Genomic DNA, 21141 nt, shown 5'->3' on the forward strand with positions numbered 1-21141 from the left:
GGGCTCTACATCTGAGATTTATTTCCTCCTAGGGTTGCGACATTCCCATCGGAGGACCCTTGATGCGATCCACGGCAATCCTGACTGGCCTTTTGCCCGCCGCCTTCGCGGCGGCCCTTGCAACCACCGATCCGGCGGACGCCGGCGTGGCGCTCGACTGGCAGGACATCGCCCGCACGGCGATGCGCGAGAGCAACTGGTCGCCCCACGAACAGTTGCGCGGACTGACGATCCTCAACATTGCCCTGTTCGATGCGGCCAATGGCGTGGCCGGCCGCTTTTCCGCCTATGCGCTGACCGGCGAGCCGCTTGCCGGCGGTTCGGAGGCGGCGGCCGCGTCCGAGGCGGCGTTCCGCGTCCTGAGCGTCTTCCTGCCCGACCAGGTGCAGGCCCTGGCCGCCCGGCGCGACGATCTGCTGGCCCGCCATGCGGGCTCCGGCGATCTGTCGGCGAGCCTTGCACTCGGCGAGCGCGCGGCGGAGGCGGTGCTGGCGGCCCGCGCGGCGGACGGCGCCGACTTCGGCGGCGACTATACCGAGCCGCCGCAGGCTCCGGGCGTCTATCGGCGGACCTCCGACAAGCCGATGGTGCTGCCCAACATCTCCGCCATGCGTCCCTATGTGCTCGCCGCACCGGACGCCCTGCTCCCGCCGCCGCCGTCGCTCGACAGCGCCCAGTTCCAGCGCGACCTCGCGGAAGTCCGTGAGAGTGGCGGCCTCGAAAGCCAGACCGATCCGGAAAAGGTGATGATCGCCCGACTTCACGCCGGCTCCGGCGCCGCCGCATGGATCCAGATCGGCGAGGGTCTGCTCTCCCGCTGCGATCTGCCCGTGGTCGAGGAGGCCCGTGCGCTCGCGCTGCTCACCCTGGCCATGTCGGACACGCTGATATCCGGCATGACGGCCAAGTACCGCTACAACTTCTGGCGGCCGATCACCGTCATCCACGAGGGCGGCGCCGGATTCGGCCGGCCCGACATCGCCCCGGACACGAGTTGGGCACCGGTGCTGGAGACGCCGCGCCACCCGGAGTATCCCTGCCAGCACTGCGCGAACGGCTCGGCGGCGCAAGGGGCGCTGGAGGCGGTGTTCGGAACCGGACCGGTGCACTTCACCTTTGCCGGCGACCGCGGGCTGACAGGCGACTATACGAGCCTGCGGGCCTTTGCCGAGGAAGAGGCGCAGTCGCGCATCTATGGCGGGGCTCATTTCCGCTGGTCGAACGTGGCGGGCAGCGCGCTTGGCGCCCAGGTGGCGGCAACGGTTGTCGCGGCCCTCGCCCCGCGCGCCGAGGCGGCACCGGTCACCGACCTTTCCGCGAGCGGGTGCCTCGCCCGGCCGTAAGGGAGCCGGCTCTGCGGCGACACGCCCCGCGACGGACTGCAACGGGCACCGGGCGGACAAGGGTCCGCCCGGTGCCCGCCTTCCGCCTTCCGCCCTCCGCCTTCCGCCCGAAGCGGGAGGACGTTAGAGCAAGCCCCGCAACAGGGCGAGGATCGGGTCGTTGTCGCGGCTCGCCAGATGGGCGAAGAACACCCGCACGGGCTGCGACAGTTCATGCAGCAATTCGACCTCGCCGCGGGCTTCCGCCTCGCGTGCCGTTTCCGCATGCAGCAGGCCGATGCCGATGCCGCCGACGATGAGGGAGCGCGTGATCCCTTCCCGGTCGACGCTGATCACCCGCTTGGGGCGAAACCGATGGCGCAGGAACAGGGTGTCCGTCGCCCGGCCGCAGCAACTGCTGCATTGGGGATAGATCCAGGGCAGGTCGGCGACACGCGCCCAGTCGAGCGGCTGCGTGCAGGGTACGGTTCCGGGCGCGGCGGCGAGGAAGATGCTGAACTGGTCGACGTCGATTGCCGAGATGTCCGGTTCCGGATCGTCGATGCTGTTGAAGAAGCAGGCGTCGATCGCGCCGCCGCGCAAGGCGGCAACCGTCTCGCGACCGGAGGCATGCTGGGTGCGGATCTCCACATCCGGATAGCTGTCGGCAAGGCGGATCAGCAGGGTCTCAAGCAACGGATTGCACGCGTTGCTGCCCACCCCGATGCGGATGCGGCCGGTCAACGTGCCGCGAAGCCGGCTCGCCTCGGACAGGACCTCGCCATGCGCCTCCAACGCCCTTTCCGCCTTGGCGAGAAGGCGCAGGCCGTCGCCGGTCAGCGTCATTCCTCGCGATGTCCGCTCGAACAGCGAGAGGTCGTAGCGGTCTTCGATCGACTTGATATGGGCGCTGACCGCCGGCTGGCTGAGATGGAGCCGCTCGGAGGCACGGGTGATGCTGCCTTCCCGGGCCACGGCGACGAATGTCTTCAGTTGATGGAACTCCATAACGTGCTTCACGCCCCTATTGAACACAGGAGAGGGCGCCGTCGGCGCGGCACAGTCTTGCTCAGGCGCTTGGCGCCCACTGGCTGGGAAACTCGCACGGCCCCGTCGCGGACGGGACCGCCAACAGCGCTTGCGGGCGGCGTTCCGGCCTGGGGCACCTCAGCCGTGGTCCAACCACGGAGAGGGCACGTCTTGGTGGGGACGCCGGTCAGTCGGACCTGTCCGACGGGGTGACTATACCAGAGATTGCATTACTCGCAAGCGCACACTGAAATATTGTGCATCGCACAAGCCACATGCGAACCGCTCAGACAGCGCCGATCAGTCGCCACCAAAGCAGTTCGAGCGGCAGCAGGAAGACGAGGCTTGCCGCGAACAGCAGCAGGCACAGGCGCGTCATCCGGCCGAACGGCAGGCCGGCCACCTGGATCGCATAGATCAGCGGCGGCGCCTGGTAGGGCAGCAGGACATTCGAGAAGCCGGGCACCTGGGTCATCAACACAAGGTCGAGCTCCAGACCCGTGAGCCGGGCGGTTTCGCCTGCAAGCGGCGTGAGGATCGCCGGCACTCCGGCCAGATTGGCGAGAACGGCGGCGGCCGTGGACATCATGGCAAGGATTGCCAGCGTGCCGACCGGGCCGGGGTGCTGCCTGTCGCCGGCGTCGGGCGGCGCAGCGAGGCCCGTTGCTTGGGCAAGCCCATCGACCAGCGTCGCCCCCAATCCGCTTGCGGAAATGAGGGCGCCGAGGCCCATGACCCCGGCAACGAACAGCAGCGTCCCGTGCTGAACCTCGCGCGCGACACAGTCCGCCGGGGTCAGGCGGGCGGGTGGAAACAGGCAGACGAGCGCGGCGGCAAGCCCGACCCAGCCGGCGGCGATGCCGTGCAGCGCGTCGGTCATCCACAGGACGAGGCACAGGGCCAGCAGCAGCGCCAGCGCGGTCTGCGCGAGGGTCCAGGGGCCCGCCGGGGTGTCGGCGCTCCGGCGCGCCGAGGCCGGCGCAGGCACAGGCGCCGCGACCGGGAAGAGGCGCAGCGACAGTTCGACCAGCACGACGGTCTTGAGGAGACCAAGCACCGGAAAATGCATCCAGAGGTACCGGAAGTAGCCGATCCGATGGCCATAGACGGTCTCGGCGAGGCCGGCGAGGATCATGTTCGGCGCATTCGACGGCAGAATGGCAAAGGCCGGCAGGAAGCACGAGAAGGCGGCGATCGCGACCAGTCCGATCCAGCCGTCCGATCCTTGCGGGTAACCGAGATCCTCCGCGACTGCCATGACGATCGGCAGCATCAATACGATCCGCCCCATGCCCGAGGGCATGACGAAGCCGAGCAGGAGACAGGCCCCGGCAATCCCGTAGGCCGATCGCCGATAGCTGCCGGCAAGGCATCGCGCAAGCGGCTGCGCGATGCGTGCGCCAAGCCCGACATGGCGGATCGCGCTGCCGAGCACGAAGCCGGCAAACAGCAGCCAGTAGGTCGAGGACTGGAAGCCGGAAAAGACCACCGGCGCCGAGCCCGGAATCAGCGTGGCGGCCAGCGTGAACACGGCAAGCGCCGGCCAGTGCGGCGGCACGAGATTGGTCGCCCACGCCGCCATGGCCGCAACGGCGAGGCACGCCACGAGCGCCATCGGCGCCGGCAGCAGGCCGAAAAGGGCGAGCCCGACGAGGCCGGCGGCTGCGAGACCGGCTCCCACGCGACGGGTCGCACCGGTCCCTCCGAGCCGGCGCGCAAGCTCCAGCGCCCGTCCGGTTGCTCCTGCTCCTTCGACGTTCCCCATGCAGTGCGCCTCCGGCCGGGCCAACCTCGCCCGATGTCGACACTTGCCTGAAAGCACGCCAGCCAATCCATTCGTTCGTGCCGTGGTCTGCCCTCGAAAAGGCCGAGGGCTGCCACCGTTGTGATTTCCATCATGATTTATCACGAGCTCGCCGGGCCCGAGGTCTGACTTCACGAATAACGATTTGATCGCCGATCTCGCTCTGATGTTTACTTGTTTCACAACCTTAGAGGGATTTTTTTGCACGCATATCACGAAGGTAGAGGATCCCGTTCCCCGCGCCCAGTCCCCGACAGGGACGACACAGGCGCCGGGGCGATGCCCTGGGGAAGGGGTTCCCGCCATGACGGAGTGACCATGGGCGATCCCTTGTACAGGCCGGAACGGCCAACCGACCCCGCCGTCGAGACCCCGGCGCGCACCACATCGGACTGTGCCTGGGTGCGGTCCCTGCACACGCTCGGACCGGCGGGAACCAATTGCGAGCGCGCGGCCCTTCTGTGGCGCACCAACCGCTGCCCGAATGCCTGGGTCGAGCTGCATCCGACGCTGGAGGCGGCCGCCGACGCCGTGCTCGGCCGGAACGACGCCGTTCTCGTCGGTGTGGCGGCCTATCCGCAGCTTCACACGCTGATCTACAGCCGGATCGAGCGGCTGCAGATCCTCGAAGCCTTCATCATGGACACCGACGAGATGGTGCTGGCCTCCTCCAGCGGCGCCTTGCCCAAGGTCTGCGCCACCCATCCCGCACCCGAGCACCTGCTGCCCCCGAGCATCGAGCGCCGCTACGTGGCGAGCAACGTTCTGGCCGCGCAGGACTGCGTCAGCGGACAGGCCGACGGCTGCGTGACGACGCTCTGCGCCGCCCGCGTCCACGGCCTCTCGGTCCTGCACAACTACGGCTGCATCCCGATGGCTTTCACGATCCACGGACCGCGCAGCGTCCGTCCGTTCGCGTCCTTTGCCGCGGCGGCGTCGGACGTTGCGACCGCACCCGCCGCGATCCATCCCCTGTAACGGAGGTGAAGATGACGAAGCAGTACTTCCAGACGGAGATGGCGATCCGCTATCGCGATACCGATTCCATGGGCCATGTCAGCAGTCCCGTCTATTACGAATACATCCAGTCCGCCTATCTGGAATACATGCACAGCTTGCTGGGCATCCCCAAGGACAAGAAGCTTCCGCATATCATGGTCAAGACCTCCTGCGACTACGTCTCGCAGGCAAGATATGGCGACCGGCTGATCGTGCTCAGTCACATCAAGAAGTTCGGCACCAAGAGCTTCGAGATGGAGCATGTCATGCATCTCAACGACGCGGATGCCGAGGTGGTCGCGCGCGGGGAGTCGGTCCACGTGATGTTCGACTACGAGCGCCAGCAGACCTACCCGATCCCGGAGGCCTTCCGGCGCGGCGTGCTCGACTTCCAGAAGACCGTCTAAGCCCGAGCGGAGACCGCCATGCACCTGCAATGGACCCCGGAGCAGCGCGCCACGCGGGCGCTGTTTCACGACATCGGCGCCCGCAGCACCCTCGACCGGCCGCGACCCGGCGCGTTCGACACCGAGACCTGGCACCTGTTGGGCGAGGCCGGCCTGTGGCGCCTGATCGTGCCGAAGGAACATGGCGGCGACGGCGCCGGCTGGTGGGCTTTCACGGCGGCCCTGGAAGGGCTCGCCGCCAGCGGCCGGGCGCCCGGACTGCTGCTGTCGGTCATCGCCCAGGCCGGGCTCGTCCGCGCCCTTGAGCGCCACGGCACCAGCGCCCAGCGGGCGCGGTTCTTCCCGCGCCTGCTTGCCGGTGAGTTGGGCGCGACCGGCATTGCCGACCCGGACACGGGAACCGATGTCCGCTCGACGTCGACCCTGCTCACCCCGCAGGCGAACGAGACCTTCCGTCTCGACGGCGCCAAGTACAACATCGCCCATGCGCCGGAATGCGGGTTCATGCTGGTGGTGTGCAAGCTGGCCGGCGAGGAACGAGAGGGCATCAGCCTCGTTCTGATCGATGCGGACCTGCCCGGCATCCGCGTCGGGGCGCCGGACGCCAAGCTCGGCAATCACGATCTGCCGACGAGTTGGATCACCTTCGACGATGTCCGGCTCGACTACGGCCACCTCCTCGGCGAGGCCGGCCGGGGGCTGCGCAACCTGATCGACATCGTCTCGCTCGGGCGGATCTACTATGGCCTGGTTGCCGCGTGGTGCCTGGAGCCGATGCTCGCGCGCGCCGTCGACTATGCCACGGACCGCGAGACCTTCGGCGTGCCGATCCTCGATCACCAGCACGTGCAGCGACGCCTTGTCGACATCCGCATCGGCATGGAGGCCGCGCGCTGGACGTCCTATGCCGCGCTCGACCGGCTGCTGCGCGGGGAGGACGAGGCGGTGATGCTGTGCTCGGTCGCCAAGATCCTCGGCGCCGACAGCGCTGTCGCCGGCGCGCTCCACCTGCTGCGGCTCTATGGCAGCAAGGGATATCAGGCGGGCGAGGTGTCCGACTTCCTGCGCGACGCCCTCGCCTTTTGCAGCGTCGGCGGAACCGACGAGATGCATCGCCGCAACATCGTGAACCAGATGACCCGGCTGCACCGGCGCGCCGAAGTGCCCGCCGCCCGCACCGCGGTTCCCCCTCTGCTGCGCGCCGCACCGCCCCCCCTCGCCGCCGCCGGCGACTGACGCCGGCGGGCGCCCGTCCCCGCCTGTATCCTCCAGGAGACCGAAATGACCCCGCACCGACTGCTCGCCGCGCTGCTGGCGCTTGCCGGCCCCGCCCTTTCCCTACCCGCCGCGGCGAACGAGGTCCTGTCGCGGACCGAGGTCGCCATCGACTGGCCCTCCGCGCAGGCAGAGGCCGCCGCCTCGTCGCAGGCCCGCGCCACCGCCGACGCGTTCGCCCAGGCAGCGGGAGCGGACGGCGTCCGCCTTCCCGTCCTGCTGCTGCCGGTGGAGGAATGGGGCATGCCGCGCTTCGTCCACCAGACACAGGCCTATGCGGCGGCGTACCGGCTCGAGGGCGCGCAGCTCAGCGTCCTGGGCTGGCGCTCGGCCGTCGAGGCGAGCGGGGCGCTCACCCTTCACCATGACGTGCAGGGCTACGAGTCCATCGGCGACGGCGCCGACTACAGTCTCGTCCGCCACGGGGCATCCTATGTGCTGCGCCTGACCTGCGACGAACCGCTCACCGATCCGCGCTGCATCGAGCCGGCCTTCCTGTCCGGGGCCGCCGCGGCGCTCGTTCCTGCCGGAGGCTCCGAAAAATGATGTCCCGTCCCATCCCGCTGCTGATCCTTGGCCTCCTGCTTGCGGCCGGCGCCGCGCGTGCCGACGACCGTTTCCTACCGCCGGGCGATCTGCTGCCGGGCTCGGGCGAGGGCATCGCGGTCACCGCGATCCTCTACCCGGACCTGCGCTTCCCGCTGGAGGAAGGCCCCGCCTATGCCAACTCCCCGACCTTCGGCCCCGGCGGGGCGCGCGGCGGCGGCGGCGAGGAATGCGACGCCGTCAACTATTCCTATCCCTGGCGCGACAATTTCTGCGAGCTCCGCCGCTCCGATATCGCCCTGTGCGTCTCGGGAGGCCATTTCGGCCAGGACCTGCGTCCGAAGACCTGCGAGGACAACACCCATTGGGCGGTTGCGGCGGCCGATGGCGTGATCGCGCATGTCGGCCGCTTCAGCATCACGCTGCAAAGCCGGGACGGCACGCTGTTCCGCTATGTCCATCTGGCGATGGACGAGCTGGCGGTGGCCGAACTCGACACGGTGAAGGCGGGTGACCGCATCGGCAAGGTCTCGAACGACTGGCTGACTTGGCTCCCGGTCCATCTGCATTTCGATGTAAAGGACACGGTGCGGATCGGCGACGCCACGCGGATCGTGTTCGTCCCGCCCTATTCGAGCCTGGTGCGCGCCTACGGGCGGCTGGAGCAGTAGCGCAGGCCTGGCGCTGATGGCCCCCGCAAGCGGACAGGATCGAACATGAGGCAGACATCCGACGCGCGGCCGCGCCGCCCCAGGGCGGTCGCTGCTGGCGACCCGGCGGACGACAGGCCGGTGCTTGTCGTCCTACACCAGGAGCGCTCGACCGCGGGGCGGACCGGCCCGCTTCTCGCGGCGCGGGGCTTTCGCCTCGATATCCGCCGGCCGCCGCTCGGCGATTCGCTGCCGGATACGCTCGACGGGCATGCCGGAGCGATCGTGTTCGGCGGTCCGATGAGCGCCAACGACCAGGACCCGTTCGTGCGCCGGGAGATCGACTGGCTCGCGGTGCCGCTGGCCGAGAACCGGCCCTATCTCGGCATCTGCCTCGGCGCGCAGATGCTGGTGAAGCAGCTCGGCGGCACGGTCGCGGGCCGCGAGGACGGGCGGGTCGAGATCGGCTGGTATCCGATCGCCCCCACCCAGGAGGGCGAGGCCCTGCTGCCGGACTGGCCGCGACACGTCTATCATTTCCACCGCGAGGGATGCGACCTGCCGAGCGGATCGCTTCGCCTGGCCGAAGGAAAGATCTACCCGAACCAGGCCTTCCGGCATGGAGAGAACGCCTGGGGCCTGCAATTCCACCCGGAACTGACGCTGGCAATGATGCATCGCTGGGCGGTCAAGGGCGCGCGCTGGTTCGATCTGCCCGACGCCCAGCCGGGCCGGGCGCATATCGCCGGCCGCTTCGTCCACGATCCGCCCTTTGTCGACTGGTTCGACCGGTTTCTCGGCCTCGTCTTCACCGGCGATCCGGCGCCTGCCCGCGCGGAGGCCATGGCGAGGCGACCCGGTTTCGCACCCGCGCGCGGGAGGCGGTCATGACGCTCCAGGTCGCGGTCCAGATGGACCATATCTCCTCGATCAACATCGCCGGCGACAGCGCCTTCGCGATGATGCTGGAGGCACAGGCGCGCGGCCACGCGCTCTATCACTACACGCCGGACCGGCTGGCGATGACCGGCGACACGGTCACCGCCGCGCTGGAGCCGGTCACCGTGCGCGACGAGCCGGGCAACCACTTCACCCTCGGCGAGCGGAAACTGACCGACCTTGCCGAGATGGACGTGATCCTGATGCGCCAGGACCCGCCCTTCGACATGGCCTATGTCGCGGCGACCCACATGCTGGAGAAGATCCACCCCAAGACGCTGGTGGTGAACGACCCGGCCTCGGTGCGCAACGCGCCGGAAAAGCTCTTCGTCACCGAGTTCCCCGACCTGATGCCGGAAACGCTGATCACCCGCGACCGCGCCGCCATCGACGCCTTCCGCGCCGAGCATGGCGACATCGTCATGAAGCCGCTGTTCGGCCATGGCGGGGCGGCGGTGTTCCGCATCACCTCGGACGATCTCAACTACGGCTCGCTCTACGACTTCTTCGCCGTCACCTTCCGCGAGCCCTGGGTGGTCCAGCGCTTCCTGCCCGAGGTCTCCAAGGGCGACAAGCGCATCCTGCTGGTCGACGGCGAGTTCGCCGGCGCGGTCAACCGGGTGCCGCAGGAGGGGGACCTGCGCTCCAACATGGTGCGCGGCGGCGCGGCGCGCGAGGCCGACCTCACCCCGCGCGAGCGCGAGATCTGCGCCCGTCTCGGTCCGGCGCTGCGCGAGAAGGGCCTGATCCTCGTCGGCATCGACGTCATCGGCGGCTACCTGACGGAGATCAACGTCACCGCCCCGACCGGCATCCGCGCCGTCGCCCGCCTCGGCGGACCCGACATCGCCGCCAAGCTCTGGGACGTGGTCGAGGCCAAGCGGGCCGGGCAGATGCCATCTCCTTCGTTCTCCCAACCGGAAAGGGTGCCCGCATGACACAGTCGCCGAATTCCCCGCTCCAGCCCGCGCCGCGTCTCCTTGTCGGGGTGTCCGGCTCGCTCGACTCGACGCTGCTGCCCGGTTACCTGCGCGCGATCCGCGAGGCGATGGCCTGCAGCATCACCGCGCTGCTGACGCCGACCGCGACGAAGTTCATCAACCCGGCGAGCACGGCGCTTTTCGTCGACCGGCTGATCTGCGGCGACGATCCGAAGGATTGGCCGACCGACAAGCCCGGCCGGATCGTCCTCGATCACGACCTGCTGATCGTCCTGCCGGCAACGGCCAATACGCTCTCCGCCGTCGCAAACGGCAGTTCGCTAAACCGGCTGACGACCGTCATTCTCGCGGCAACCTTCCCGGTCGCGTTCTTTCCCGTCATGGGCGGCCCGATGTGGGAAAAGCCGGCGGTGCGGCGCAACGTGGCACGGATGCGCGAGGACGGCTACGCGGTGATCGAGCCCGTCTGGCGCGAGCACTTCGACCCGCTGATGGACAAGATGCACGGCCATTTCTCCCTGCCCGACCCCGATGACGTGGTGGCGGTGGTGCGTGGCCTGCTCGCGCAGGTCACGACCGGGACGCCGCGCGCCGCCCTGCTGCGCTGACCGGCCTGCCGAACGGGACCCCTGCCATGCAGACACTCCTCTACAGCCTCACCGGAGCCGACACCCGCCGGCACTATTCGCCGCATGTGTGGAAGATCATCCTCGCCCTGCTGCACAAGGGGCTCGAGTTCGAGCTGCGGGCGGTGAGCTTCGATGGCATCGCCGGGATCGAGGACGGCTCCTTCCGCAGCGTTCCGGTCCTCAACGACCGCGGCCACCTCGAGGGTGACAGCTTCGCCATCGCCCTCTACCTGGAGCAGCGCTATGCCGACCGGCCGAGCCTGTTCGGCGGCGCCGGCGGCATCGCCATGGCCCGTTTCGTCGAGGCGTTCAGCAAGGAGTTGCTGCACCCGCCGATCTCCGCCGCGGCGATGCTCGACATGCACGCGATGATGTCCCCCGCGGACCAGGCCTATTTCCGCGCCGCGCGGGAGAAGCGGTTCGGCAAGACGCTTGAGGCCCTGTTCGAGACCCGCCATGCCGCTCTCGCCGACCTGCCGGCCCGGCTCGCCCCGTTGCGGGCGGTGCTGGCCCTGCAGCCCTGGTTCGGCGGCGAGAGGCCGCTCTTTGCCGACTACATCCTGTTCGGCGTGTTCCAGTGGGCCCGTGTCTGCACCCCCGAGCCCGTGCTGTCGCCGGGCGACCCCGTGCATGACTGGTTCGAGCGGTGTCTCGACCTGCACGGCGCGGTCGGCCGGTCAGTGCCGGAAGCCAAGGCCGTCACCGCGGCATGAGGCCGGCTGCCTCGCGGCCCGGTCTCACCGGGTCCGGCAGGCGGCAACGAGGGCATCGACCAGCGGATCGAGAAGCTCCGGCGCCGCCGCGAAGTTGAACCGCGCGAAAGCCGTTCCGCCCGGCAGGAAGCGCTCGCCCGCACTGAGCGCGATCCGGCCCCGCTCGAGCAGCACGGAGGCGGCCGGTCCGGGCAGGTCCAGCGCCGAGAGATCCAGCCAAGCCATATAGGTCGCCTGCGGGGCGGCGAAGCCGATGCCGGGCACCTCGGCGGCGAGGCGTCGCTGCACATGGTCGCGTGCCGCCTGCAGGTAGGTCCGCAGGCGGTCGAGCCATTCATCGCCCCGCGCCCAGCCGGCAAGCGTTGCCGCCACACCAAAGGCATTTGCCAGGCCGAGCCCCTTGAGCGGGATCCGCGCCGCGAACCGCTGCTTCAGCCCGCCCGAGCCGAACTGCATCAGCCCGGCCGAAAGCGCCGGAATGTTGAACGCCTTCGTCCCGGAGACGAGCGTGACGGTGCACGCGCCGATCTCCGCGCCCAGCGCGGCGAGAGGGACATGCGCGCGTCCGTCGAACACCAGGTCGGCATGGATCTCGTCGCTGACGACGACCATGTCGCGCGAAAGGCACAGGCTGGCGAGCGCATCGAGCTGCGGGCGCGTCGCGACATGGCCGGTCGGATTGTGCGGGTTGCACAGGAGCAGGAGGCGCGTGCGGTTCGGCAGGCGGGCGTCGAGCTCGGCCGCCGAGAGCGCCGGACCCTGGCCGTCGGCGCGCATCGGCAGCGTCGCGACCTGGCGCCCCTGGTCGAGGACGGCTGCCCGGATCGGCGGGTAGATCGGCTCCTGGATCAGCACGCAGTCGCCGGGATCGGTGAAGGCGGCGACACAGAGATAGAGCGCCTGCACCAGGTCGGCGATAGGCACCCCAAGGTCCGGCTCGGGCTCGAACCCGTAAAGCGCCGCCATCCGGGCGGCATGGGCAAGCGCCAGCGGGTGCGGCGCGCCGGTCGCAAGATGCGGCGGGTAGCCGTAGTCCCCACGGGCGGCGACGTCGGCAATCGCCTCTTGCACGCAAAGCGGCGGCGCAAGATCCATCTCGGCGACGAAGGCCGGCAGCACATCGGCGCCATGGGTGGCCCATTTCATCGACCTGCGCTGGCGCAGCGCGGCCGGCGAGAGCCGGCTTTCGGCGGGCAGAAGCGCGTCGCCGAGCGGGGCGAAGAGCGGGCTGGGCTGCGCGTCCTCACGCGGTGCTGTCGGGTGCATGGCGGTCACCTTGATCGGTGGACAGGGAAGATGGCAGCGCCTCCGCAGACCGCCCCGGAGCGAGCGCCGCGAAGGTGCGGGCGACCATCTCCTCGACGGGCGGCATGGCAACGCCGAGCGACTCGCGGCGGGTGAAGTCGAACCGGGTCGGCGGCTCTGGAGGTCCTGCGGCGGGCGCGGGCAGCGCGGAGGCCGGCACATGCCGGGCCATGATCCCATAGAGGTCCTGCCAGGTCCGGCTCTCGGTGATCGCGAAATAGCGGCCGCTCGCCTGCGGCTGATCGAGAGCTGCCAGCACCATCCGCGCCAGGGCGTCCGGATCGGTGAGCGACATGGAGCCCGCCGGGACCTGCCGATGCCAGCCGAGCCGGCCGGCGGCGAGATCGCGCAGCATCGCGAGGACATGACCCTCGGCGTGCGCGGGCAGCAGCGGCGGCCCGACCACCATGCTCGCCAGCAGGATCGACAGCCGGATCCCGGCCGCTTGCGCGAAACGCTGGGCGGCCTGCTCCATCGCCGTCTTCTGCGCCGCTCCGAAGCGGCGGGCGGCAAGCTGCGCCGCAAGATCGGACACGTGGTCGATCTCGTTCCGGACGACAGCCGGGTCCTGCGGGTCGGCGCTGGCCGTGCTGGAGCACAGTACGACGCGGCGGATCCCATGACGGTCCGCCGCCGCCATCAGGCCGAGGCAGGCCTGTTCGAGCGGCTGCACGAGTTCGGCAGCGCCGCGCTGCGGATCGAGCTGGGCCTCCCGGGTTCCGTCCGCCGCCTGTCGCCGCGTCGGGAAACAGGCGATGCACAGGGCATCCGCCCCGCGCAACGCCGGATCGAAGGACGCCGGGTCCGCCGTGTCGGCCGGATGCAGCCGCAGCCGCTGCGCCGCGCCGGGAAGGGCGTAGAGGCGGGAAGGCTCCTCCGCCGCGTGCCAGGTGGCGGCCACCTCGTCGCCGCGTGCCAGCGCGGCGCGCACCACATGGGCGCCGACGAAGCCGGTTCCGCCGGCAACGCACAGACGCAAGGGAGGGCGTTTCGTCATCTCGGCTCCCGCAAGGGGCGAAGGCATCGGCTCCGCGCGTGGTCCAGTGTGCCGCTCCGGACCCGTCGGACCAGAGGCGTTGCGTGCATCTCATCCGTGCTCCGCACGCCCGCTCGCGACCCCGGCTCCGGCTCCAGGGCGCGACGCCGGCGCCGGGCCCCGGCGCTCCCCGTCAGGCAGTCGCATCAGCACACCCCCGGCAAGCGTGTGCCGCGCGCCGCCGAGCGTCGCCGCGACGGCCGGATCATGGGTGACGAGCAGCAAGCCCGCGCCCCGGCGCACCAGATCCGCGAGCAGCCGCACGATCTGGTCCCGGGTGTCCGCATCGAGCGCCGCGGTCGGTTCGTCGGCCACGAGAAACGCCGGCGCGCGCGCCAGCGCGCGGGCGATCGCCAGGCGCTGCGCCTCGCCGCCGGACAGCACGGCGACCCGGCGGCCAAGGAAATCGGCCGCCACCGGCAGTCCGACCTGCGACAAAAGCCGCGCGATGCGATCGTCCGTCGCCGCGCGCGCGGCGCGGCTCGGCCAGGGCCAGACCCGCGCCGGCCGCCGCTCCGGGGCCTGTAGCACCTCGGCGAGCACCTCGCGCACCGTGAAATGCGGCGCCATCGCGCGGTGCGGATGCTGGCTGACCAGGGCGCAGGCCGCGCGAGGCAGTGTGAGATGCCGGCCCTTGCCGCTGCCCTCTTCCCCTTTCAGGACCGTAACCTCGCCCTGCTGCGGCGCGATCAGCCCGGCAGCCAGCCGCGCCAGCGTCGACTTACCGCTGCCGCTCGGACCGCACACCGTGGCGCAGCCGCCGGACGCGATGGTGATCGACACCTCGTCGAACAGGCAGCGGTTGCCAACCGCGTGGCTGACCGCCTGCAGCCGCAGCCGCGCGGTCGCGCCTGCCCGGCATGGGGCGAATCCGGCCACGTCCCGCAGCACCGTTGCCGGAGGACGCCGAGCGGGCAGGCCCGGCTGCAACCGACCGTTCTCGAGCCAGCCGGCGCGTGCGGCGAAGCGGGCAGCGAGATCGCGATCATGGGTGATGAGGATCTGCGCCCGCTCCTCCGCCCGCCTGGCGAGGCTGCGCAGCGCGCGGTCGCGGCTGGCGGGGTCGAGCGAGGCCGTCGGCTCGTCGAGGATCAGCACCCGCGGCCGCGGGATGAGCGCGAGGGCGAGCAGCACGCGCTGGATTTCACCACCGCTGAGATGGGCTGGATATCGGTCGTGAAGCACCTCGGGAAGATCGTAGTCCAGGCAGATCTCGCGCACGCTCCGCCCATCGCTGCCATGCACCGCGAGCATTTCGGCAACGTGGCCGGCAACCGACAGATGCGGATTGAGCGCATCGCCGAGCCCCTGCACCACAAGGCCGATGGCGCGCCCGTAGAGGCGGCGCAGGCGGCGGGGTCCGGCGGCGAGCATGTCCGTGTCGCAGACGCGGGCCGAGCCGGCCCAGCGCGCCCCGGCGGCCGGCCGGACGGCAAGCGTTTCGCGCGCGGCGGGCCGGCCCGGCAGAAGCCCGGTGAGCAGCCGGGCGAGACTGCTCTTGCCGCAGCCGGACGGCCCGAGCAGGGCATAGGTCTCGCCGGGCGAGACCCGCAGGTCGATGCGGTCGAGCAGCAGGCGTCCGCCGATGGCGAGCGACAGGTCGGTTACCTCGATCATGCTTCTGCCTCGGCGGCGGTGCGGCCCGACGGGTCGCCGGAGAGGCGCTGTATCGTCAGCAGGAACAGGGCCAGCGTCACCGCCGGAGGCAGCATCAGCCAGGCCCAGGCCGGCGTGGTGAGGTGGCCAAGGGCGTCCTGCATCATCCCGCCCCAGGTCGGCAGTTGCGGATCGACAAGTCCCAGAAAGCCCAGTCCGGCGGTCTTGAGCGCCGCCCGCCGGACACTCTCAAGCGCCAGCGCCCGCAGTTCCGGGGCGATCGGCGGCAACAGGTGCCGCGCCGACAGGTAGGACCAGCCATACCCGACCAGCCGTGCCTGCTGCAGGCTCTCGCGGGTGAGTTCGCGCAGGATCAGGGCGCGCACCACCCGCACGTCGTCGTGCCAGTTGGTCAGGGCGAGCAGCAGCACCAGGGTGACGAGGCCCGGCTCGAGCGAGGCGGCCACCACCAGCAGGATCAGGATCGAGGGCAGGATCTGCAGGATGTCGACCAGACGCAACACCAGCGCCTGGACGATCCGGCCGCCGCACGCTGCGGCAAGACCGCCGAGGATCGCGAGCGCCAGCGTCGCCGCCGCAGCCAGGAACGCGATGGCGATCGAGTTCGGCGTTGCCGCCAGCAGGCCGGCCAGCACGTCCTGGCCGATGTCGTTGGTGCCAAGCAGATGGGCGAAGCCGGGCGCCATGAGGATATCGGGCCCTGTCGCCGGCGGCGGCAGGCCGATGCCGGACACCAGCAGAACGACCGCGATGGCGAGACCAAGGCCCCGGCCCAACAGGCGGCGAAGCGCCGGTCGGCGGCCGGCCGGGCCGCGCTTCGGCGAATTTCGCTGGCGGCCAGGGGCCGGAACGCTGCAGACCATGGCTCAGCCCCTGCGCGCCAGCCGGCCGGCCAGTCCGTCGAGCAGCGCGTTCAGCACCAGGATCGCTGCGGCGAGACAGATCACCGCTCCCTGCAGAAGCGCAAGGTCGCGGGCGCGGATCGCCTCATGGATCACCAGGCCGATGCCGGGATAGGAGAACACGATCTCCACGAACAGGACGACGGAGAACTGGCCGGCCAGCGTGTCGCCGAGACGTCCTGCCAGCACCGGCGCCAGGCTGCGGGCGAGATAGGTGACGCGCAGCCGCCAGCCGGCGATGCCCCGCGCCCGCGCGTTGATCACGAAGGACCGCAGCGACAGAGCAAGAGTCGCGCCGCGGCTCAGAAAGAAAAAGCGGACGATCTCGTGGGTGGCAAGCGCCAGCGCCGGCAAGGCCGCATGATGCAGCACCCCGGCAATCCTGACGAGGGGATCGGCGGGGGGAAGCAGCGCCTCCGCCCCGCCCAGCGGAAACAACGGGACCGCGACCGCAAGAAGCCACAGCAGCAGGATCGAGACAGCGTAGGGCGGCACGCTGCCCAGCGCCGACAGGCCGACGAGAAGGCCTCGGCCGAGCGGTCGCTCCGGGGCAAGGCCCGACTCGATGCCGAGCAAGGGCCCGATCAGAAGATAGATGGGAAACGCGAGCAGCACGAGCAGGCTCGTCCACGCAAGGGCACCCGCCACGACCTGCGACACCGGCGCGGCATGGGCCACCGAAAATCCGAGGTCGCCGGACAGCAGCGCGGCACAATAGGCCAGAAACTGCTCGCCGAGAGATCCACCAAGGCCCATCTCCTGCCGCAGCGTCTCGCGCTGCGCAGCCGCAAGGCCGAGATCGAGGTCCGAGGCCCGCTGCAACTCGACCGGATCGCCCGGCATGAAGCGCGGCAGCAGGAAGCCGAGGGCAACGACCAGCAGCAGGGCGAGGGCCCGGTCGAGGACCATTCGGCCGGCACGAGACGGGAAGCCTGCCGCCACCTCGGCCTCCCTAGCGCGCGCCGGGACGGTAGAACAGCGACCTGTGCAGCGGGCTCGGAATGCCGATGGCGACGCCATCGGCCGGCATCACCGGCACAACGCGCGGCGAGTGCCCCGTCATCCACACGGGATCGACCAGCATCAAGGAGGGAAGCTGGGCGAGATAGAGATCCTCGAACTGCCACAGGATGCGCTGCCGCTCGTCCGCATCGAGCGCCTCCGACTGGCGCCGGAGCAGGTCGCGCAAGTCCTGATCACCGGGAAAGCGGTCGTGGCGCCAGTCGTCACCGACGATCCGCCGGCCGATCCCGTTGGGATCGCCGAGCGTGCTGGTCGACGCAAGGGCGAGGTCGAACTCATCGGAGGCCAGGCGGTCCTGCAGGGCGCCTTGCTCCAGCACCGAGAGGGCGACCTTCAGCCCGAACCTCGCGAACTGGTCGGCCAGCGTCACCGCCAGTCGGCGCATGTCCTCGCCGACCACGAGCCGCAACGTGTCGGGCGCGCCCTCCGTCTGCCAATTGCCAGCCGCATCGCGCGTCCAGCCGGCCTCCGTCAGGAGACGCTCGGCCTGCTGCGGATCGAACGCGTAGCCAGGCAGCCCGCCATCGCGAAGCCAGCGCGACCCTTTCTGGAAATAGCCGGCCTCGGCGACCTGCGCATGGCCCTGATAGGCGATGTCGGCGAGCGCCTGCCGGTCGAGCGCGTGAGCCAGCGCGCGCCGCACCGCGAGCGGGACCAGAACCGGATTGCGGTGGTTGAACAGCAGGCGCACCGGATGCCCGCTCGAGGTTTCGATCACCAGCTTGCCGGCCGCCGCGACCTCCGCCGCTTTCGCCGGCATCAGGTTCGGCACGATATCCGCCTCGCCGCGGATCAGCGCCAGCGCCGCCGCCTCGGGCGCGAGCCTGGTGATGACGACCGTGCTGAAGCGCGGCGGCCCCGCCCGGTGGCCGGCAACCGCCTCCAGCCGGTAGCGCCCCTGCGCCTTGTCGAAAGCCGCCAGCCGGTACGGTCCGCTGCCGGCCGCCGCCTCCAGGCTGGCGAACCGCTGCGGATCCTCGATGTCGCGATAGACATGGGCGGGCAGGACCGGCATGCCGGCGAGCACCTCGCCGACAAAGCCGGCATCCGGGCGCGTGAGCGTCAGGCGGAGCCGGGCATCGTCCAGCGCCACCGCCTCGCCGATCGCCTCGACGGAGACGAAGCCGTGCCGGTGCCGGCGCAGATAGTCCACCGTGAAGGCGACGTCCTGCGCGGTGAGCGGATGTCCGTCCTGCCAGCGCGCCGAGGGGTCGAGATCGATGTCGTAGACGAGCCCGTCGCCGCTGGCCTGCCAGTGCAGCGCAAGGCCGGGCACGAAGGCGCCGGTCTCGTCCTTCTCCACCAGCGTGTCGAAGAGGAACCCGGTGTAGATATAGCCCATGCCGTCGCGCCGATGGGCGAAGGGCGCGAGCAGGCCGCGATCGCCGCGTGGATCGGCGATGACGAGCGGCGCCTCCGGCTCGGCCCGCAGCGCCGCCGGCCCCGCTGGCAGGGCAAGGCTTGCGGCAAGTGTCAGAAGAATACCGGCGAGTGGTTTGAACATCGCGAATGGCCCCCGTCGCGCCCGTGGGCGGGCGCAGGCGCGTCGGAACCGCGGCGGGAGGCCGGGTCGCGCGCAGGAATCTGTCGCTTCGGTCTGGCTGGCGATGATCGCGAGGGATCGACTGGCTGGGCAGCGGGCGGCGGCGCGCAGCAGGTCTGCATGCCGGCCGGGACTGCGCCCGAAAGCTGGTTTTGATTAGCGCCTCGAACCCGAGGGGACCAGTCGGATGAGATGAGGACAGCCCTCGCAAAAACCGAGGGCATGGCCTGCCGCTCCGGAACGATCCGGCCCGAGAGCCGGATTCGGCTGACTTCCGCTGACTTCGGCGACAGCCCCCTACTCGTCCACGCGGATCGTGATCTGGTCCTCGTAGAGCATGAACCGCTCCTCGCCGGGCCGCGTGGCGGTGAACACGACCGCCCGTGCCGGCGTCGCGCCGCCACAGGATCGGCTGATCCGGAACCCGACGCCTCCGTCCGACCAAATGCCCGTAGCGAGTTCCGGAAGGTACTCGAACGTCTCTTCCCAAGATGGTGGCTGTTCGCCGCAACGTCCGCGCTTAGCATGGATCACGACCGACTCGCCAACTCTCACCTCGGAAAGCTCGCGCCAGTAAATGCGCTCACCGGTCATGTCGATGACCGGCTCGCCGGCTTCCGGCTTCTTCCGCACGACGACTTGAGGCTCCGGCTTCTGCCAACCGATCAATCCGATCCCCATGCCGCCCACCAAGACAATCGCAACGGCGATTACAGCGGCAATCGGCCAGCGGCGCGAGCGACGGGACGCGCCGACGGTGATCCGCGGCGCAAGCTCCTGCAAGTCCGTGGCGTCGCCGTTCTTGTCGTTACCCTGCTCATTGGAGGGCTTGCGCCGTTGAGCCTCTTCGTAAAGCCGATGCCAATGCGGCAGGATATCGTCGCCGTCCTCGATCTGGAGCAACAGGGTCAGAAGCCGGAAATTGCGGCGATTGGGAACATGGACACCCTGACGCCAGTTGTTCAGGCTCTTGAGCGCCGTTTCGTGGGCCCCGTCCGTCCTCTTCCTGGTGAGGGCACAGTAGTCGCTGGCGAGGCCGCCGTTGTCCACGTGCCCCCGCTCCATGCACAAGGCATCGAATAGCCTGTGCCATTCTTCAATGCTCTCAAGTCTGCGCCCCATGCAGCCCCCAGGCCTGACCTTCGCCCGTCCTTTTTAGCCAGCACGCTGAAACCGGTCAACACGTTGATAATTATCGTTTAACTTCCTTGTCTTCCGATTTTTCCAAGCCTTCCAAGTTGGTAGATGACGCCGAATGCAGTCCTCCCTAAGAGCATGGTCGGGCAGCCCGTCACACGGGCTGTTGCTGGGCGCCTGCTTACAGGTTGAGGGTGGGCGGCTTGGACAATCCATACGGAAACCGGGAACCTCCATGACCAGCCGACACAGATCTTTTCTACGGTCTGCCGCTCTTCTCCTGGGTGGCCTTCTCGTCACGGCGGCGGGGACGTCCAGCGCACTCGCCTGCCGGGGTACGGCAGAATACCCCGCGGTCTTGCAGCAGCTTGCCGCCGCTTCACTGGCCGCCAAGCGCAAGGCCGAGCTGACGCGGCAACTGGAAGAGGGCCGCGTCCTGCACGACCGCGCCCATCGGCAGAATGACGCGGGTGCCATGCGGGAGTCGCTGAAGATCCTCGACCGCATCAAAGCCGCGCTGCCGAGGTAAGCGATGATGTTCCCGAGACTGTCACGCTTCGGCGTGGTCTTCGCCGTGCTTTTCGCGCTGAGCCTGATGGCCTGTCAGACCGCGGCGGCCGATAATGGCAACCGCCTCACCGCCGAACAGGTGCGCAGAGCCTTCATCGGCCGCGAATGGAGCCAAGGCCAGGGCACCTTCCTGTTCTCCAGAGACGGCACCTATCGCTATGCCGACAGCCGGATGACCGCCCAGGGCACCTGGCAGATGAACGACAACGGCGTCCTGTGCGCGACCAACAGCCATTCGAGCGTGCGGACTTGCTACACCTTCTACCGCGACGGCAATGGATATCGGTACTGGCACGACCGCGAGCGCCGGTACTGGCCTGCCTCTCTTCGTTGATCCACGTTCAAGGGGAGAGCAATGAAAAACGTCTTCCTGGCGGTTCCCGTCGTTGCGGCGATCTTCGCGGCGCTCGTCAGCGGATCCGCGTTCGCCGCCGAGCCAAGTGAGAGGCAGATAAGAAACGCATTCACGTTCGATATTCCGCCGGTGTGGGACGTTAGAGACTTCAAGGTCAAAGCAACGCAAAACTTCGGAAGCAACATTGAACCGCTGTACAAGAGCCGGTTCAACGCGTCTATTGAAGTCAAGGAAGATACATTCGAGCCGCTGGGGCATCTGGGAGATGTCTTAGAGGCCGTTTGGAAAATCGCGGACAGGGGTTTTTCGTTGAGGCGCTTTGTGATTCAAGCTCTGAATGTGGACAGAGCAGAGTCGTGGCCGGATGGCCAAGATCGCCAAGAAGACCAAGCGCTACCC

22 protein-coding genes are annotated in these 21141 nt (G+C 69.4%); 13 read left to right on the forward strand and 9 right to left on the reverse strand.

All coding sequences use genetic code 11. The features are described 5' to 3' along the window. Positions 1-62 precede the first annotated feature (62 nt). Positions 63-1343 carry a vanadium-dependent haloperoxidase gene (locus TSB10GB4_RS10225; RefSeq protein WP_186395662.1) on the forward strand — a complete coding sequence of 427 codons (1281 nt, stop codon included), beginning with the start codon at positions 63-65 and terminating at the stop codon, positions 1341-1343. Between the two features lie 123 nt (positions 1344-1466). On the opposite strand, the gene TSB10GB4_RS10230 is transcribed toward TSB10GB4_RS10225, so the two are convergent. Continuing rightward, the gene (locus TSB10GB4_RS10230; RefSeq protein WP_186395663.1) at positions 1467-2330 is read right to left on the reverse strand and encodes a LysR family transcriptional regulator; all 864 of its coding nucleotides are present in this window, start codon (positions 2328-2330) and stop codon (positions 1467-1469) included. 307 nt (positions 2331-2637) lie between these two features. After that, a complete protein-coding gene (locus TSB10GB4_RS10235) occupies positions 2638-4116 on the reverse strand; it encodes an SLC13 family permease (RefSeq protein WP_186395664.1) in 1479 nt (492 codons plus the stop codon). A 357-nt stretch (positions 4117-4473) separates the two neighbouring features. On the opposite strand from TSB10GB4_RS10235, the gene TSB10GB4_RS10240 reads away from it, so the two are divergent. Genes TSB10GB4_RS10240 through TSB10GB4_RS10280 form a run of 9 tightly spaced genes read left to right on the forward strand, consistent with a single transcriptional unit; the run spans position 4474 to position 11254 of the window. Then, positions 4474-5133, forward strand: coding sequence for a prephenate dehydratase (locus TSB10GB4_RS10240; protein WP_186395665.1), 660 nt, complete (start codon positions 4474-4476; stop codon positions 5131-5133). Between the two features lie 11 nt (positions 5134-5144). Beyond that, positions 5145-5561, forward strand: a complete 417-nt coding sequence (locus TSB10GB4_RS10245; RefSeq protein WP_186395666.1) for a thioesterase family protein — start codon at positions 5145-5147, stop codon at positions 5559-5561. 18 nt (positions 5562-5579) lie between these two features. Next, the gene (locus TSB10GB4_RS10250) at positions 5580-6797 is read left to right on the forward strand and encodes an acyl-CoA dehydrogenase family protein (protein WP_186395667.1); all 1218 of its coding nucleotides are present in this window, start codon (positions 5580-5582) and stop codon (positions 6795-6797) included. Positions 6798-6842: 45 nt separating this feature from the next. Next, positions 6843-7382 (forward strand): hypothetical protein, encoded by a 540-nt coding sequence (locus tag TSB10GB4_RS10255; RefSeq protein WP_186395668.1) that lies wholly within the window; start codon positions 6843-6845, stop codon positions 7380-7382. Next, complete coding sequence (locus tag TSB10GB4_RS10260) at positions 7379-8053, forward strand: M23 family metallopeptidase (protein ID WP_208984656.1); 675 nt, start codon at positions 7379-7381, stop codon at positions 8051-8053. The genes TSB10GB4_RS10255 and TSB10GB4_RS10260 overlap by 4 nt, the downstream gene beginning before the upstream one ends. Positions 8054-8098: 45 nt before the next feature. Continuing rightward, complete coding sequence (locus tag TSB10GB4_RS10265) at positions 8099-8923, forward strand: glutamine amidotransferase (protein WP_186395669.1); 825 nt, start codon at positions 8099-8101, stop codon at positions 8921-8923. Next, positions 8920-9909: a glutathione synthase gene (gene gshB / locus TSB10GB4_RS10270; RefSeq protein WP_186395670.1), complete on the forward strand. Its 990-nt coding sequence runs from the start codon at positions 8920-8922 to the stop codon at positions 9907-9909. The genes TSB10GB4_RS10265 and gshB overlap by 4 nt, the downstream gene beginning before the upstream one ends. After that, positions 9906-10520 carry a flavoprotein gene (locus TSB10GB4_RS10275; RefSeq protein WP_186395671.1) on the forward strand — a complete coding sequence of 205 codons (615 nt, stop codon included), beginning with the start codon at positions 9906-9908 and terminating at the stop codon, positions 10518-10520. Before gshB ends, TSB10GB4_RS10275 begins: the two co-directional genes overlap by 4 nt. A 26-nt stretch (positions 10521-10546) precedes the next feature. Then, positions 10547-11254 (forward strand): glutathione S-transferase family protein, encoded by a 708-nt coding sequence (locus TSB10GB4_RS10280; protein WP_186395672.1) that lies wholly within the window; start codon positions 10547-10549, stop codon positions 11252-11254. Positions 11255-11278: 24 nt separating this feature from the next. Here the strand turns inward: TSB10GB4_RS10280 and TSB10GB4_RS10285 are convergent, their stop codons facing one another. The 7 genes from TSB10GB4_RS10285 to TSB10GB4_RS10315 form a co-directional block, all read right to left on the reverse strand. Next, the gene (locus TSB10GB4_RS10285) at positions 11279-12520 is read right to left on the reverse strand and encodes a MalY/PatB family protein (protein WP_186395673.1); all 1242 of its coding nucleotides are present in this window, start codon (positions 12518-12520) and stop codon (positions 11279-11281) included. Beyond that, positions 12498-13556 (reverse strand): NAD-dependent epimerase/dehydratase family protein, encoded by a 1059-nt coding sequence (locus TSB10GB4_RS10290; protein ID WP_186395674.1) that lies wholly within the window; start codon positions 13554-13556, stop codon positions 12498-12500. The genes TSB10GB4_RS10285 and TSB10GB4_RS10290 overlap by 23 nt, the downstream gene beginning before the upstream one ends. Positions 13557-13646: 90 nt before the next feature. Next, the gene (locus tag TSB10GB4_RS10295) at positions 13647-15212 is read right to left on the reverse strand and encodes an ABC transporter ATP-binding protein (protein ID WP_186395675.1); all 1566 of its coding nucleotides are present in this window, start codon (positions 15210-15212) and stop codon (positions 13647-13649) included. After that, positions 15209-16075 (reverse strand): ABC transporter permease, encoded by an 867-nt coding sequence (locus TSB10GB4_RS10300; protein WP_186395676.1) that lies wholly within the window; start codon positions 16073-16075, stop codon positions 15209-15211. Before TSB10GB4_RS10300 ends, TSB10GB4_RS10295 begins: the two co-directional genes overlap by 4 nt. 3 nt (positions 16076-16078) lie before the next feature. Then, positions 16079-17056, reverse strand: coding sequence for an ABC transporter permease (locus TSB10GB4_RS10305; protein ID WP_186395677.1), 978 nt, complete (start codon positions 17054-17056; stop codon positions 16079-16081). 10 nt (positions 17057-17066) lie between these two features. Continuing rightward, a complete protein-coding gene (locus TSB10GB4_RS10310) occupies positions 17067-18641 on the reverse strand; it encodes an ABC transporter substrate-binding protein (RefSeq protein WP_186395678.1) in 1575 nt (524 codons plus the stop codon). 336 nt (positions 18642-18977) lie between these two features. Beyond that, entirely contained in the window at positions 18978-19730 is a 753-nt protein-coding gene (locus tag TSB10GB4_RS10315; protein ID WP_186395679.1) for a hypothetical protein, read from the reverse strand. A gap of 445 nt (positions 19731-20175) precedes the next feature. Between TSB10GB4_RS10315 and TSB10GB4_RS10320 the strand changes: the two genes are divergently transcribed. From TSB10GB4_RS10320 to TSB10GB4_RS10330, 3 genes are all read left to right on the forward strand, one after another. Next, on the forward strand, positions 20176-20346 hold the full coding sequence (locus tag TSB10GB4_RS10320) for a hypothetical protein (RefSeq protein ID WP_186386114.1): 171 nt from the start codon (positions 20176-20178) through the stop codon (positions 20344-20346). A 3-nt stretch (positions 20347-20349) separates the two neighbouring features. Continuing rightward, positions 20350-20721, forward strand: coding sequence for a DUF995 domain-containing protein (locus TSB10GB4_RS10325; RefSeq protein ID WP_186395680.1), 372 nt, complete (start codon positions 20350-20352; stop codon positions 20719-20721). Positions 20722-20742: 21 nt separating this feature from the next. Beyond that, positions 20743-21141, forward strand: a 399-nt coding sequence (locus TSB10GB4_RS10330) for a hypothetical protein (RefSeq protein ID WP_186395681.1), incomplete at its 3' end; no start/stop codon positions are given.

The sequence above is a fragment of the Stappia sp. TSB10GB4 genome (genome assembly GCF_900185745.1).
Taxonomy (GTDB): Bacteria; Pseudomonadota; Alphaproteobacteria; order Rhizobiales; family Stappiaceae; genus Stappia.